We start from the raw sequence: 15867 nt of genomic DNA on the forward strand, positions 1-15867 counted from the left end.
TGCGGCGCGGGCGGGGTCAAAGGCCGCGCGGCGCGAACAGGGTCAAAGGCGGTGCGGCGCGAACAGGGTCAAAGGCCGCGCGGCGCGGGCGAGGGCGCCGGCGCGGGCCCGCCTCAGTCGGGCTCGCCGGGGAGCTTCGCGCGGCCGAGGGCCGCCTCCGCCGCCGCCAGCTGCGCCGCGAGCTTCCTCAGCTCCTCGGCTTCCTCGCCCTGGAGCGAGATATTCGGGACGAGCGCGTTCAGGGCGCGGCGGTTGTACGCGAGCCCGAGCGGCGAGCCCTTCTCGAGGTTCATCACCATCGACTCGGCCAGCACCGCCAGCGCCTCCCGGTGCAGCCCCTTCGCCGAGAGCACCTCCGCGAGCGCGGCCGTCGAGCGGGCCAGGCCGAGGAGGTCGCCGTGCGCCTCCTCGGCCTCGATCGCCGCGGTCAGGCGCTGCGTGGCGCGGTCGAGGCGGCCGTTGCGGAGCTCCAGCCGGCCGATCGTCTCCCACACCCGGGCGAGCTCCCGGGTGTCGCCGAGCTGCTTGTAGGCGCGCTCCGCGGCGAGCGCGTGGTCGAGGCCCATCGACAGCGCGTCGGACTCGCGCCCGGGGCGGGCGGGGACGTGGAGCGGGATCCGCGCGAAGAGGTGGTCGGTCTCGGCGAGCTCGACGCGCGCCGATGGATCGACCCGGGCCCGCTCCTCGAAGGTCCGGCGCGACTCGATCAGGAGGTGCGTCGCGCGGACGGGATCGCCCATGCGCACGTGGACCGCCGCCTGATCGTTGAGCAGCCGGGCCGCGCCGAGCGCGTCCCCGGCGTCGAGCAGCAGGCGGCTCGCGATCGCGAGCTCCTCCAGCGCGCGCTCCAGCGATCGCGCGTCGCCCATGTCGTAACAGACGCCCGCGATGAGCGCGGCGACCTCGGCGTGCAGCTCCGGCGGGTCGCCCTGCGCGAGGAGCGCGCGCGCGGCGTCGAGCACCTCGAGCGCGCCCGAGAGCGTGCTGGCGGGGTCCGGGCCGGCGGCTTGCCACTGCGCCCGGGCGATGCCCGAGAGCGCGCCGATGCGGAGCCGGCGGCGCGCGGGCGTGGCCGGCATGCCGTCGAGCAGCGAGAGCGCCTTCCGCGCGTAGCTCAGCGCCTGGGCGTACGCTCCCATGGCCGCTGCCTCGACCGCGGCCGCGCAGTAGCGCTGCGCCGCTTCCTCGTGCTCACCCGCCTCGGTCAGGTGCGCCGCCGCGCGCACGTCGTGGAGGTGGCGCCCGGCGCCGTGCGCCGCCGCGCTCGCGGCGCCCGCTGCCTCGGCGCGATCGGGCGCCGGGTACATGGACACGCCGAGCGGCGCCGCGGCGCGCAGGGACTCGGCCGCGCGCCCGGCGACGGAGTCGGCCGGCGCCGGCCAGGAGAAGGAGTGGCGGGATCCAGAAGACGCTCGCTCGGACAGCGCGGCCGGGACGCGCAGCGAGGCCCCGCGGGCCGAGCGGCTCGGCTCGTCCAGGAAGGCGCCGCCGATGGACGCGAGATCGCGGGGCACCCGCATCGGCCCCGGGATGGGCGCGTCGAGCGAGTCGGGCGGGGCGTCGAACAGGATGGACTCGGGCGGCTCCGAGACGCGGCGGCTCTCGGGGCCGCGGTGGAACAGATCGGCGTAGGGCCACGCGGGATTGCCGGGCCCGGCGGGGGCCATCGGCGCGGGCCCGTCCTGGGTGACGCGCGGCGGCGCGCGGCGCGAGTTGCTCGTGGATCCACCGCCCATGTAGGCCATGGCTGGCGGCGGCCTCAGCGTCTCGGCCGCCCGCGGCACCCCGCCGCGCGCCCCCGAGAGCGTGGCGTCTGCAGTCTTCTCCCGCTCGTCGGCGGTCGCCGCGCCGCCGGCCTCGGGGGTCGGCCCGCCCGCGATGGGCGCGCCGGGCAAAGCGGCCGCCGGTGATGCCGGCGCCGGCGACGGGCCTGCCGGCGGGGGCGCGGCGGTCATCGTGCGCGGCGTCGCCATGGCGGGTAACGACGCGGACGGCGGCGCGGTCGAGAGCGGCGGCGCCCCGGCCTTCGTCTGCGCGGCGGCGGCCCTCGTGGTCGGGTCGTCGCCGCGAGGCACGCCAAGGTTCGCTCCGCCGATGACGTGCCGCTCGACGGCCGACGCGAGGATGGCCGCGCTCTGGGTCGGCGGCGCGGCGTGGGCTTGCGCCGCCGCGGCGTGGCTCGCCTGGTGATCGGCCGCGACGGCGCTCGACGCAGCGCGCGGCTCGCGCGCGGCCGGGGCGTCCAGCTCGGTCCGCTCCTCGCTGAGCAGCGTCGCGAGCCGCCGGTGCCACACGCGGGCGAGCGACGGGAGGATCGAGCCGCGGAGCGCCTCGACGGTCTCCTGCGGGAGATGGAAGCGCCCGTCGCCGCGGTCCTCGACCGGAACGCCCGCGTCCGCGGCGCGCTGCAGCGCCTCGAGCACGTCGAGCGCGTCGACACGGAGGAGCGCGGCGACGAGCTCGCTCTCGAACCCCGAGCCGACGATCGCGCCGGCCCGGAGCACCCGGAGCACCTCGCCAGGCAGCTCGCGCACCGCGACCTGCGGCGGCGGCGGGGGGGGCGTGGTCGCGCTGGTCAGCGTGGTCGCGCCGTCGGCCGGCCGGAGGATCGCGTCGGCCCCGCAGGCGGCGCGCACCGCGTCGACCAGGCCGCCGGCGGGGCCGGTCGGCGCGTGCAGGCGGAAGGAGAGGACGAGCGCGACGCGGAGCGCGTCGGGGCGGGACACCACCCGGCGCAGCACGTCGAGCGTGGCAGGATCGGCGTGCTCGACCGCGTCGAACACGATCGCCCACGCGCGATCGGCCTGCTGCGTGAGGCGGTTGGCGGTCTCGATGAACTCGGCGTCCACCATCAGCTCGTGCACGTCGCCGAGGAGGCGGCGCCGGAGCCCCGCGGCGGCGCGGCTGCGCGCCTGCTCGACCGTCGGCTGCGCCCCGCCGGCGAGGCGCTCGATCTGGGTCCGCGCGTCGCGCAGCGGCCCGAGCGTCATCTCGGGGACGTCGCAGCGCACGCGCACGATCCGCAGGCCGAGCCGCGCCGGCGGATCCCCGGGGACGATGTTCAGCAAGGCCGTGTGCCGGCCCTCGGAAATGCGCTGCCAGAGCTGTTCCACGGTCCGCTCCTCTTCTCTCCAGGCGCGCACGGCCCAGAGCGGGGCGCATCGTCGTGCGCTACGGGCTCATCCGCCCCGTTCGGCTCGCTGCGGCGTACTTTCGCGCGCCCCACTCGCCTGCCTGGCGGCTGAGCCCGTATCCCACGAATCTGCCCCCCGCTCTAGTATCCCCAGAGGAACTCCGCGCGGGCGAACGCCGTGAAATAGCTCCCCGGACCGTCGCCCGCGCCAGGGAGGAGCAGCGTGTACTTGCCGGCGAAGCCGGCGGCGAACTCGCGGTTGAACGCGTAGTCGATGCCGAACGGGATGGAGACCCCGAACTGCCCCCGGTGGCAGCCCGGCTGGCCAGACGAGCCGCAGGGCGCGAGGCGCACACTGTCGTATGCGCCGGTCATGAGGCCGACGTAGGGGACCCACTGCAGGATATCGATGACGTACGTGGCGCCGGCCGATGCGCCGAGGAGCATGAGATCGCCCCCCGGATGGGACGCGGTGTTGACCTCGGCGACCGCGTTGAAGGCGTCCGTGAGCCCGTAGGCGAGGTGCAGGCTGCCGCCGATCCCCGGGTACGTCCCGCCGTCGGCGAGGAGCGCGTACCCGACGCTGGCGCCGGCGTGCCATTGCCGTTCAAAGGCGTCGGCCCGCGAGGGGGCCAGGAGCGCGAGGAGCGCGATCGCGGCGGAGGTCAGCAGGGCGACAGGGGAGCATCTCATGGTCGGTTGCGATGAGCAGCCCGGAGCGTCCCCGCGACGAACCATGGGATCGAGGGCGACGACGGCGCGCGCCGGGCGCTCGATGGGCGCGCGCGGCCGAGGCTAGCACGCGCGCCGCAGGACATGTTCAGCGGAGCTGCTCGCGGCGACGGGGGGCCCGCGACGCTCCTGCATCCTCGTCCTCGAGCTCGTCGGCGTAGATGCGCGCCGCGGGGTCGGCCGCGCCCTCGCTCGGATCGATGCGGAGCGACGGCTGGGGGAAGCGGACGGCGGCCGCCCCCGAGATCCCGGGGAAGGTGTAGAGGATCTCGCCGCGCTCGCCGATCTCGACGCCGACGTCGCCGGGCCGCTCCTTGGCGAGCTCGGTGAGCAGGGCGTCCGCCTCCGGGGCCGGCAGGTCGAGCGCGACGCCGACCTCCTGCGCCGTGAGCGGGCGCCGGCGGTGCGACGCGAGCGAGAAGATCGCCTGCACCTGGGCGTCGCGCGAGGCCTTCGCCCCGGAGCGCGAGAGCTTCCGCCCGCCCAGCAGGAGGAGCAGGCCGAGGGTGAGGGCGAGGAACCCGATCGGCAGGCCGATCGCGAGGCCGGCGATCGACCCCGGAAACAGCGCGGCCGCGCCCAGCCCGAGGAGGAGCGCCAGCGCGGTCCCGCCGATGAGGACCAGCCAGCCGAGCACGCCGGCGACGGCGCCGCCCACCCTGGACGGCTGCCCCGCCAGGCTGACCGATTTCCCCGCGAACGGTAGGCGCTCCCGACCGCACGCGGTGCAGTACGCGGCGAGCCCGCGGTGGATGACGGGCGCGTTCTTTCCGCAATGAGGACACATGAGGACTCCCCCGCGAGCAGATCTTCGCGAGCCAGGCTGTAGCGTAGGAATGAAGGCCCTCCGCCGCCAGGTGTGCGGCCGCGGGATCTCCAGGTTTTTCACGCTCACGTCGCGCAGGTCGGCGTCGGTCGGCGTCCGTCAGCGTCAGATGCCGAGATAGCGCGCGATCTCGGCGCGGGACGGGTCGGAGGCCAGGGCGCGCAGGGCGTCGTACCGGCGTTGCCATGCGGCCGCGCTGCCTTCGTCTCCGCGCCATCGCGCCGCCTCGGCGCGGGCGAAGGCGTGGTGCCGGAGCGAGAAGCGCGAGGCGTCGAGCGCGAGGAAGGCGTCGAGCCACACCTCGGGATCGCCCTCGCCGTCGCCGAGCAGCTGGGCCGACAGCGCGGCGTACGGGACGAGCGCGGGCGGCGCGTCGCCGCGCCGGCGGAGGGCGGCGTAGCGGAGCGCGCGGCGCGTGGGCGGCGGCGCGTCGCGCGCGGCGCTCCAGGCGGCGAGCGCGCGCGAGAGCGCCGGCTGGCCGTCGCGCGCCCAGGGCGCGTCGAGGCTCGCGAAGCCGACCCACGGCCAGGCGGCGGCGTGGTCCGCGGGCAGCTGGGCGGGCGGGCTGCCCTGGCGGAGCGCCGCGTCGCCCGGAGGGAGGGCGAGGGAGAGCCGGGTCCACCGCGATCGCGCGTCGAGGACGGCGAGCTCCGCGCGGGAAGGCGGCGCTTCGCCGGCGGGCGCCGGCGCGACGCCGCGCGCGGCGGCGACCTCCTCGTCGGCGAGCACGGCCGCGCGCGCGGCGTCGCGCCGGCGCCCGCGCGAGGCGAGGAGCTCGGCGCGCTGCAGGAGCACGGCCGCGCGGAGCGCCGGCGGCGCGGCGGAGAGGTCGACGCGCTCGACGAGATCGAGCGCGCGATCGCGCTCGCCGACGAGGGCCCACGCGCTCGATCGCGCGAGCGCGCGGGCCGCCTCCGGCGCGAGCTCCGGGGCGAGCGGGCCAAGGCGATCCAGCACGTCGACCGCCCGGGGCGCGTCGCCTTCGAGCGCGAGCTCGCGGGCGGCGCGCAGCGCGAGCGCTCCGGCGGCGGCGCGCAGCGCGTCGGCCTGGGACGGCGAGAGCTGGGGGGCGGCGGCCAGCTCGGCGGCGCGCGCGGCGGCGCGCGCGCGCAACGACCCGGCGATCACGGGCCTCGCGAGCCCGCGCTCCGGGAGCCAGTCGAGCGCGCGCAGAGAGCCCGCAGGCAGCGCCGTCGGCGCGCGGGGCTCCGCGCGCGCCGGGGCGCGCGGGGCGCCTGCCTCTCCGGCCGCGGATTCGTCGCCATCATCTTCCGGTTCCGGCCGCGCGAGCGCGGCGGCTTCGGCCGCGTCGAGCGTCTCGTCCTCCGCCAGCACGACGGCGAGCAGATCGCCGCGGACCTCGGGATCGAGCGCGGCCGAGGCGCCGAGCAGGTCGCGGATCGCGCGCGTCGCGCGCCGCGTCGCCTCGGCGGCGTCCTTCCGGGCGGCGGCGAGGCGGGCGCGCTGCGCGAGCCGCACCTCCACGGCGTCGGCGACGCCGGCCTCCGGGTCTTCTGGCATCGGCGGAGGCTCCACGCCGGCGCGGGCGGCGCAGGCGACGAGGACGGCGCGGACCTCGCCCCAGTTGCGCGCCATGCCGGCGTAGCGCCTCGACGCCCGGTCGTCCTGGTTGAGGGTCAGGAGTTCGACGCCGCGCTTCGCCTCGGCGCTTGCGCCGAGGCAGAGGATCGCGCCGGTGGTCGTGCGCAGATCCTCGTCGCGGGGCTCCATCGCCGCGTACCCCCTGGCGATCGCGAGCGCGCGCTGCAGGTCGCCCTCGGTGAGCGCCGCGCGGAGGGTGTGCACCCGCACGTGCCAGTCGGTCCAGCGGTCCGGCTGCGAGAGGAGCGCGCGGCGATCACCGAGCCTCGCCGCCTCGCGGCCGAGGCTCGGCGCGCCGCAGGCGGGCCCGAGCTCATCGAAGGTGATGCGCCCTGTCCCGGCGGCGACCATGGCCTGGGCCGTCGCCACCGCCTCGGTCGCGCCGGCGAGCGCCGCGGGATCCGGCCGGCCGACCGCGGCGTCGGTGTAGTCGGCGACCGCTGCGCGCACGCCGAGCTCCTCGGCCAGCGCGCTCGCCGTCCTGTAGGTCCAGGGCAGCCGCGACGGCAGCGCGAACCAGCGGATCTCGGGCCTGCAGTCGGGCAGGGCCGGGCCGCGCGGCGCCTCGATCGAGGCGAGGCACGCGGCGGCGGTGCGCGTGCCCACGAGGACCGCCGCCACGGGGCCAAGGAGCGCGAGCGCGGGCACGGCCACGGCCGCCGCGGCGAGCGCCAGGGCGAGGGGCCGCCGCCAGGGCGGCCGCGCGGGCGAGGCGTCGCGGTGGAGGGGGGAGCTCCCGTCGCGCTCGCGGGGCCGTGGGGTGGGCTGCGCGCACACGGGACGGCTTTTAGCCCACGCCACGGCCGAGCGACACTGCCTCCGCGACGCGGCGTGTTCCACATCCCGGAAGCCGGCGTCGCCCGCGGAGCGCGCGCCGTGCGACGTGCGATGTGCGATGTGCGATGTGCGATGTCGACGCGCGCCGAGCCGGCGCGCGCGGCTAGGGCGCGCTCCGGCCCTCGGCGGCGGCGACCTCCGGGGTGAGGAGCGCGCCCGCGAGATCCGTGACCGCCGACAGATCCTCGACGCAGGCGACCTCGAGATCGAGCCCGCGGGCGAGCTGCGGCGCGCTGGCGAGGGCGACCTCGGCGACGGTGAGCTTCCGCCCGGTGAGCTGGTGGAGCGACGTCACGCCGTGATCTCGGATGCCGCAGGGCACGATCAGCTCGAACGCCTTGAGGTCCACCGCGATGTTGAAGGCGAAGCCGTGCATCGTGAGCCACCGCGACAGGCGCACGCCGATCGCGCCGAGCTTCGCGATCTCGCGCGCCCACTCGGCGCCGCCCCACGCCTCTGGGGCGGCGCGATCGACCCAGACGCCGATCATGCCGTCGACGACGCCGGCCTCGACGTGGTGCTCGCGCGCGAGCAGGATCATCACCTCCGCGAGCGAGCGCACGTACCTGCGCACGTCGCAGCGGTCCGGCCTGAGATCGAGCAGCGGGTAGCACACGAGCTGGCCGGGGCCGTGGTAGGTGACGTCGCCCCCGCGCCCCGTCGCGACGAGGTCGATGTCGCGCTCGTCGAGCGCGCGGGCGTCGAGGAGCACGTTCTCGGGGTTCGCGCGCGGGCCGAGCGTGATCACGGGATCGTGCTCGAGGAGCAGGATCGTGTCGCCCATCCGCCCCTGCGCCCGCGCCTCGACGAGCTGCTTCTGCAGATCGTGGATCGGGGCGTAGCGGCGCCGGCCGATCCACACGGCGCGCGCTCGCCTCGGCCGGGGCGCCTCGGTGGTCGTCGTCGGGCCCTTCGCGGGCTGAAGGAGGTCGCGGAGCGAGGTGTTCGGCATGGCTACTCCGGGACCTTGTCGCCCCGCGCCCGCCGCTCGTCGCGGTAGGCCTCGATGTGCGTCGTGAAGGTGGCCGCGACCTCGGGGTCGAACTGCGAGCCCGAGCACCGCTCGATCTCGGTCACCGCGACCTCGTGGGGGAGCGCGCGTCGGTACGAGCGGTCGCTCGTCATGGCGTCGTACGTGTCGGCCACGGAGATGATGCGCGCGATGATCGGGATCTCGTTGCCCCGCATCCGGAGCGGGTAGCCGCGCCCGTCCCAGCGCTCGTGGTGCAGGTGCACGCCGGGGATGAGCGGGTGCAGGAACTTGATCGGGTCGAGGATGTCCCGCCCGTAGGCGGGGTGCCGCTTGAACACCTCGTACTCGTCGTTCGTGAGCTTGCCCGGCTTGTTCAGGTTGAGCACGCACCCGATCTTGCCGATGTCGTGCATGAGCGCGCTCTGCCGGACGATCTCGATCTCGTGCGGGCCGAGGCCGAGCCGCTGCGCCAGCATCACGGCGTAGACGGCGACCCGATCCGAGTGGCCCGACGTGTAGCGGTCCATCTTGTCGATCGCCTTGGCGAGGCCCTCGATCGTCTGCTGGAACGTCGCCTGGAGATCCTGGTAGAGGCGCGCGTTCTCGATCGCCGCCGCGGCGCGCGAGCCGATGATGCTGAGCAGCTTGCGCTGCCCCTCGTCGAAGCGCCTCGTCCGCGTGAACGACGCGACGGCGAGGAAGCCCATGAGCCGCTTCTGGATGCGGAGCGGCACGGCGACGAGCGACTGGAGCGGGAGCGCCGGATCCGCCGCGAAGAACCTGAGCCCCTTCATGCCCTGCTCCAGGAGCTGCGCGTCGGGGCGAAAGTGCTCGATCACGAGCGTCGGGTCGAGCCGCCCGAGGTCGGTGCCCGCCGGGATGGACGGGCCGCGGAGGTGCTGGCGCTCGAAGAAGCCCCCCTCGCCGTCGTCGAGCCAGGTCGAGATGAGGTCGCCGCACACCTCGTGGAGGCAGCTGTCGGCGACGGTCTCCAGCACCTGGTCGAGCGAGAGGCTCGCCGCGATGGCCTCGCTCACCTTGTAGAGCGACACCGCCTCGCGCAGCCGGATGTTCTCGGCGGCCATCCGTTGCTTCTCGATCCCGCGCTGGACGACGTGCACCACCTCGTCCAGCTTGAACGGCTTGAGCACGTAGTCGTAGGCGCCGCGCTTCATCGCGTCGATCGCGGTCTCGACGGTGCCGAAGCCCGTCATGATGACCGTGAGCGCGTTCGGCGCCGTCTTGCCGATCTCGTCCAGCAGCGCGATGCCGCCCATCCGAGGCATCTTGAGGTCGCTGATCACGAGGTCGTAGTGGCCCTTCGTGAGCTCGCTCAGCGCGCTGGTGCCGTCCTCCGCCGTGCGGACGTAGTAGCCCTCCATGCCGAGGAAGTCGGCCAGCATGTCGCGGATGACCTTCTCGTCGTCCACGACGAGGATGCGAGGGCGGTCTTCTGGAAACGTGGACATGCGGCCGGTAAGCCTACCAGATCCGCTCGCAGCGCATCGCCCCAAGGTGGGCGGGTCGGGCACAGGAGCCGACCCGCCTCGCAGGGGTGGCCGCGCGGCGGCGGGGGCCGCTCAGTCCTCGTCGCCGGTCGAGATGATGGGGTGCCGGATGGTCCGGGGCGACTCGTCCAGATCCGGGACGCGGATCGAGATGGGCCCGGGGCTGCGGATGGAGGGGGGAGGCGCGGACTCCGCGTCCTCGGGGCGCAGCGGGATCATCCTGCTGCTCGGCGCGGGCTCGTCGCTCGTGGTCGTCAGGACGGGCACGGCGCGCTGCTCGCCGAGGGCGTGCTTCTGCTCGAGGAAGCGGAGGACCGAGGGGCCCGTCGAGCGCTCCAGCGCGGAGCGCAGATCCCCGGGCAGCGTCGACTCGATGATCATCTTCACCCCGGTGCGGGGGTGCTCGATCTCGATGCGCACGAGGTGCACGAACGAGCGATCGAGCCCGTGCTTCTCCTCGAAGTACCGGTTCGTGGGCACGTGGCCGTAGCGCTCGTCGCCGAGGATCGGGTGCCCGATCGCGGCGAGGTGCCGCCGGATCTGGTGCGTGCGCCCGCCGTCCGGGATGACGCGGAGGATCGAGTGGCCCGAGGCGACAGCGAGGCGGCGGTACCGCGTGCGCGCCGTGTACGTGCGCGTCCCTTCGCGGAGATCGCGGGTGATCGCGCCCTTGCCCGGGGTGACGCCCTTGGCCGCGGCGAGGTAGATGAGGCGCCCCGTCTTCGTGAGCGCCTCGCCCCAGCGCGCGGCCGCCTCCTCGCTCCGCGCGAGCATGACCAGGCCGCTCGTGCCCGGATCCAGCGGGTGCACGATGATGGGCGTCGTCGTGCTGCCCGGGATGCGGGCGCACCGGGCGAGCAGCGAGCCGAGGTACTCCGGCTGCGTCGCCACCGGCTCGTGGGGGCCCTTCTCGACGACCAGCACGCCGTCGTCGTCGTAGATGACCTTCGGCGCGGGCGGGGGCGTCCGGCGGAGCGCGGCGATCGTCTCGATCTCCTCCGTGAGCGGGATCATGTCGAGCGGGGTGAGCTCCGTCGACGAGTACCCGAGGCGGCAGAAGTGATCGAGGTCGCGCGCGAGCGTGTCGGGATCGCACGAGACGTAGACGAGCAGCGGCGCGCCGAGGCGCGCGATCGCCTCGCGCGCCGTCGGGGAGACGCCGCGGCGCGGCGGGTTCACCACGATGCCGTCGAACTTCTCCGAGCTGTTGACGAGGGAGCCGACGATCTCCGCGACGTCGCCGGTGCGCACCTCCACGCGCTGGCTCAGGCCCTGGGCCTCGGCCGCGGCGCGAGCGTTCGCCGCCGCGGGCGCGAAGGACTCGACCATCAGGACGCGGTTACCGCCCTGTGCCAGGGCGAGCGAGATCGCGCCCGAGCCCCCGTACAGATCGAGGATGCGCGGCGGCTCCTTGCGCCGGGAGGCGGGGCCGAGCGCGGCCTCTCCCTCGATGACGGGCCCGTCGTTCTCGAGCGACGCGATCTCGCGGAGCAGGAGGGCGTGCACGCGCGCGGCCTGCGCGCGGTGCGCCTGCACGAACGAGCCGAACGCGGCGATGTGGTAGGTCTGCCCGATCCGGTCCTCCGCGTGCGCGGTGCCGTCGAGCACGGTCGTCTCCGGCCCGAGGATCTGCGGCGCCTCCGCGTCGTGGAAGTTCGCCGCGACGCCGATGACGCGCGGGAGCATCGGGCGGATGGCGCGGCCGGCCTCCCGCAGCTCGTCGCGCGTGCACGCGCGCTCGCGCTGCAGGACGAACGTGACCAGCACGAACGCCGGGTTGTCCTCCGTCGCTCCCACCTCCGCGAAGAGCGGCGTCCCGGGCGCGAGGTGGACCTCGCGCAGATCGAGGGCGCGGAGCACGCCGCCCCTCGCTGGATCGTACGGGAGGAGCAGCGGCCGGACCTCCGGCGGCGGCGACGCGATCAGCTCGCGCAGCCGCGAGGTGACCGCGGCGAGGGCCGGGGTGAGGACCCGGCAGCCCGGGATGTCGACGACCTCGTGATGCCCCGTGCGGCCGTACAGCCCGATCGCGCCGGAGGCGGCGACGATGAGCTTCGCTCGACCGCGGTAGCCGGTGATCGGATCGGCCGGGATGACCGAGCTCGTCTGGACCAGCCCGAGCGATGGGTAGTGCGCGGCTGCGGACACGACCCGCGCACGCTTGGTGCCGAGCTGCTCCGCGTAATCACCCGCGATGAGCGGACAGCCCGCGCACTCGACCGAGTGCGTGCACTCGATCAGCGTGTTCGGGATCTCGCCTGCCTTCAATGTTCGTCGCACGGGCCCGGACAAAACACCGCCGCCCGATCCCTCTGCGCTGGTGCTCTCGCCCAGCCCGTGCGGTCCTTCGATACCTGCGCCGGAAGCCATTCCGGGGGAGCTTACAGGGGCTCTCGGCCAGCGTCGAAGGTGTAAAGAGGAAACCGTCGAGCTTTTCGTCTGCGGCGCTCGGCGCGCCGGGGAGCGCTTTCGGATCCTGACGAGGCCCCGCGCTTTCGCCGGGGCCGCGGTATCTGCCCGGACGGTGGGCGATCCAGGCCCCGCTCGCTCCGTCGAGCCAGCCGCCAGGCGACGCAGGGGCCAATGTGGGCGATCCCTGGCGCTGCTCCTTACCTCGGGCCGCGCCGTTCGCGACATCCGTGATCGCAGCGCCCGGTCCGCCCCGCGCGCCTCGTGGGGGCGATGGTAGACTGAGCGCCTCTTGCGTCTTCCGATCGCTTTTCTCTTCGGCCTCCTGGCTGTGCTGTTCGCCCCTCCGGTGTTCGCCGGACCAGGCGACAAGGAGGCGAACCAGGGCATCAACGCGGCCAGAGGCGGCTTCTGCAAGCGGGCGATCCCGCTGCTCGAGTCCGCCGAGAGCCAGCGGCATCGCCCGAGCTCGGCGGTTCCGCTCGCCGACTGCTACGTCAAGACGGGCGAGCTGCTGAAGGCCAGCGAGATCTATCACAAGGTCGCGAGCGAGAAGAAGGCGCCCGGCTACAACGCGCGGGATGTCGCGGCCATCACATCGGCCAAGAAGAAGGCAACTCAGCTCGATGCGCGCATCCCGACGCTCGTCGTCACGCCGGCGGAGCCGTACGAGGGGCTCGTGGTCGAGGTCGACGGTGAGGTGATCAGCGAGCCGTCGACGCCGCACCGGTTCGATCCGGGCAAGGTGCTGGTGATCGTCGCCAGGGCCGAGGGCCACGAGGAGGCGTCGCAGAAGATCACGCTGAAAGAGAAGCAGCGGCGCGAGATCAAGCTGCGCCTCAAGCCGAAGCCCGGCGCGAAGAAGCCGCCGGAGAAGCCGGTCGAGAAGAAGCCGCCGGAGAAGCCGGTCGCGGAGACGCCGGTCGAGAAGAAGCCGCCGGAGAAGCCGGTCGCGAAGAAGCCACCGGGGAAGAAGCCGCCGGAGAAGCCGGTCGCGAAGAAGCCGCCGGGGAAGAAGCCGCCGGAGAAGCCGGTCGCGAAGAAGCCGCCGGGGAAGAAGCCGCCGGAGAAGCCGGTCGCGAAGAAGCCGCCGGAGAAGCCGGTCGCGGAGAAGCCGCCCACGAAAAAGCCGCCTCGCGCCGCCGAGAAGCCGGGCGAGGAGAAGCCGCGTGTCGCGACGGGCCCCGAGGAGAAGCCGAAGCCCGCCGTCGAGATGCCCGAGCCCACGCCGCCCAGCCCGCGCAGGCAGCGCGACGTGTGGCTCGGCGTAGGCTTCCAGGGCTTCTTCATCCCTCAGCTCATGTTCGAGCTCCTCGGAGAAGGGGGGCGGGACGTCCTCGTCCCGGGCGGAGACATCTCGCTGTCCACGCGGCTCGGGCGGCGGTTCGATCTCGTCTTCTCGGTCGCTTACGCGCGCTTCCGGATGCAAGAGACGCCGTTCAAGCCGAAGGGACACCCGGACACCGACTACGAGATCGTCGAGAGCGATCTCCAGGCGCTCCAGGCGGGCGTCCGCCTGGTCTGGAACATCCCGCTCGATCGGGACGAGCTGTTCGCCTTCCGCGTCGGCGCCGGCCTTGGCGTGGGCTGGACGTTCATGGGCGACCTCTACCGGACGCAGGCCTATCCCGGGGACGCGGTGCCCGGCGACGCGGGCTCCTTCGTGCCGGGGGACCCGTACCGCTATGTGAAATGCCGCGGGCCCAACAACCCGATCGGGAGCTTCCGGTACTGCAACCAGCTCGATTACGACGCCGAACACTACCCCGGCTATGTCGAGCCGAGCTGGTTCACCCGCCCCAAGGGGCGGCCTCAAGGCCTGCGGCCGCTCGTCTATCCGTGGCTCGTCCTGCCCGAGATCGGGCTCGCGCTCCGCCCGTGGGACCGCGTCGCGTTCGACCTCCGGGTCGGCGCCTCCGTGACGGGCCTGCTCGGAGGGCTCGGCATACGCTTCGCCCTGTGATGCGCGTCGCCCCGCGGGCCGCGCGGCTCAGCGAGCGAGCTTCACGGCGCGGCCGAGCTTCCGGGACAGCACGGTCTCGAGCGTGCTCCAGAGCTCGTCGCCCGACTTCTGGGCCACCCAGCGGCCCTCGGACGGCCGGTAGTCGAAGTGCCACGCGGCCCGCTCGGCGGCCATCCAGACCTGCCGCGCCGCGCGGTGGCTGTTGACGACGTACTTGATGCCGTCCTCGAACTCCAGGGTGAGGATGCCGCTCTGCAGGTCGGCCTCGACGCCGTCGGGGATCTCGTTGATCGCTCGATCCAGCGCGCGCAGCGACCGATCGGCCACGTCGTCGAACTCTCGCTCCGATAGGGGCTCTCCGCTCATGCCGATCCGCTTACAACGGCGCGCGCCGAGGCGGTACGGGGAAGCGCCGGCACCCCCTCACTCCCAGGGGACGGTGTAGAGCTTCACGTTGGTCATCGCCTTCATCGCCTCGACGACGCCCTCCTTGATCCCGATGCCGCTGTCCTTGATCCCTCCGAACGGCGACAGCTCGGACCGGTACCCCGGCACCTCGCGCACGTTCACCGTGCCGCAGCGGAGCTCCCGCACGAGCCGGTGGACGCGCCCCATGTCGTTCGTGCAGACGCCGGCCGAGAGGCCGTAGCTCGTCCCGTTCGCCACCGCGATCGCCTCGTCGATGTCCCTCACCCGCAGGATGGGCGCGTGCGGGCCGAACGTCTCGCGCTGCACGGAGGGGGCGTCCCGCGGGACGTGATCCATGACGGTGGGGCCGTACAGGGCCCCGCGGCGCTCGTTCCCGAACAGCAGCCGGGCGCCCCGCGCGAGCGTGTCCTCGGCCGCCGCCTCGAGCTGCCGCGCCGCGGCCTCGGAGATCACCGTCCCCATGTCGGTCGCCGGATCGAGCGGATCGCCCACCTTGATCTGCGCCGACGCGGCGGCGAGGCGCCCGGCGAGCTCGTCGGCGACGCGCTCGCTCACGATGAGCCGCTTCACCGCCGTGCAGCGCTGCCCCGAGTTCTTGTAGCAGCCGTACGCCGCGAGCCGCACGGCCTCGTCGAGATCCGCGTCGTCGAGCACGATGAGCGGGTCGTTGCCGCCGAGCTCGAGCACCGCGCGCCGGTAGCCGAGCAGGCCGGCGATGCGCTTGCCGATCTCGACCCCGCCGGTGAAGCTCACGAGCTCCACCGCCGGGTGGGTCACGAGCGCCCGCCCGATCTCGGCCGGATCGCCGGTCACGACGCTGAGCATGCCGGGCGGCAGCCCCGACTCGTAGAGCACGGACGCGAGGTAGATCGCGGAGAGGGGCGTCTTCTCCGACGGCTTGAGCACCATGGAGCTGCCGCTCGCGACGCTCGGCGCGACCTTGTGGGCGACCTGGTTGAGCGGGTGGTTGAACGGGGTGATCGCCGTCACCAGGCGGAGCGGCTCGCGCAGCGTGTAGCCCCGCCGGGGCTTGCCGTTCGCCGAGATGTCGAACGCGAGGCACTGGCCGTCGTCGCGGAGCGCCTCGTACGCGGAGAAGCGGAGCACGTCGACCGCGCGACGCACCTCGTAGGCCGTGTCCTTGAGGCAGAGCCCGCTCTCCCACGTGATGAGCCGCGCCACCGCCCCCGCCTGCGCCTCGATGTGCGCCGCGGCGCGGAGCAGGATCTCGCTGCGCTCGTGGCGAGAGAGCCGCGGCGGGCCGGAGGACGCGCTCGCGAGCGCCTCCAGCACCGCCTCCTCGTCGAGCCTCGGCACGCTGCCGATCACCTCGCCCGTGAACGGGTAGCGCACGAGGATGCGCTCGTCCCGGCTCACCGGTCTTCCCCCGATCAGGCACGGAAAATGGAACGCTGGTCGATCGATTGAGAGCATCGAGCCCATCCCTGTCCCCCC

General features: G+C 74.2%; 10 protein-coding genes. 1 reads left to right on the plus strand and 9 read right to left on the minus strand.

Annotated features, from left to right (window positions below; all coding sequences use genetic code 11):
* Nucleotides 1–113: 113 nt before the first annotated feature.
* The 7 genes from POL72_RS46550 to POL72_RS46580 all read right to left on the minus strand — a co-directional run bounded on the left by POL72_RS46550 (nt 114) and on the right by POL72_RS46580 (nt 11891).
* Nucleotides 114–3113, minus strand: coding sequence for a hypothetical protein (locus POL72_RS46550; RefSeq protein ID WP_272103436.1), 3000 nt, complete (start codon nt 3111–3113; stop codon nt 114–116).
* A gap of 161 nt (nt 3114–3274) precedes the next feature.
* The gene (locus tag POL72_RS46555) at nt 3275–3826 is read right to left on the minus strand and encodes a hypothetical protein (protein WP_272103438.1); all 552 of its coding nucleotides are present in this window, start codon (nt 3824–3826) and stop codon (nt 3275–3277) included.
* Between the two features lie 127 nt (nt 3827–3953).
* Complete coding sequence (locus POL72_RS46560; protein WP_272103440.1) at nt 3954–4652, minus strand: hypothetical protein; 699 nt, start codon at nt 4650–4652, stop codon at nt 3954–3956.
* Between the two features lie 144 nt (nt 4653–4796).
* Entirely contained in the window at nt 4797–7070 is a 2274-nt protein-coding gene (locus tag POL72_RS46565; RefSeq protein ID WP_272103442.1) for an amino acid adenylation domain-containing protein, read from the minus strand.
* Between the two features lie 163 nt (nt 7071–7233).
* On the minus strand, nt 7234–8082 hold the full coding sequence (gene lipB, locus POL72_RS46570) for a lipoyl(octanoyl) transferase LipB (protein ID WP_272103444.1): 849 nt from the start codon (nt 8080–8082) through the stop codon (nt 7234–7236).
* A 2-nt stretch (nt 8083–8084) separates the two neighbouring features.
* A complete protein-coding gene (locus POL72_RS46575) occupies nt 8085–9572 on the minus strand; it encodes an HD domain-containing phosphohydrolase (protein WP_272103446.1) in 1488 nt (495 codons plus the stop codon).
* 111 nt (nt 9573–9683) lie between these two features.
* Entirely contained in the window at nt 9684–11891 is a 2208-nt protein-coding gene (locus POL72_RS46580) for a pseudouridine synthase (RefSeq protein ID WP_272103448.1), read from the minus strand.
* Nucleotides 11892–12312: 421 nt separating this feature from the next.
* On the opposite strand from POL72_RS46580, the gene POL72_RS46585 reads away from it, so the two are divergent.
* Nucleotides 12313–13983, plus strand: a complete 1671-nt coding sequence (locus POL72_RS46585) for a hypothetical protein (protein ID WP_272103449.1) — start codon at nt 12313–12315, stop codon at nt 13981–13983.
* Nucleotides 13984–14010: 27 nt separating this feature from the next.
* Here POL72_RS46585 and cyaY read toward each other — a convergent pair whose 3' ends face one another.
* Nucleotides 14011–14349, minus strand: coding sequence for an iron donor protein CyaY (cyaY, locus tag POL72_RS46590; RefSeq protein WP_272103450.1), 339 nt, complete (start codon nt 14347–14349; stop codon nt 14011–14013).
* A 57-nt stretch (nt 14350–14406) separates the two neighbouring features.
* On the minus strand, nt 14407–15855 hold the full coding sequence (gene phnY / locus POL72_RS46595) for a phosphonoacetaldehyde dehydrogenase (RefSeq protein WP_272103452.1): 1449 nt from the start codon (nt 15853–15855) through the stop codon (nt 14407–14409).
* Between the last annotated feature and the right edge of the window lie 12 nt (nt 15856–15867).

Source organism: Sorangium aterium (genome assembly GCF_028368935.1).
Lineage (GTDB): Bacteria > Myxococcota_A > Polyangia > Polyangiales > Polyangiaceae > Sorangium > Sorangium atrum.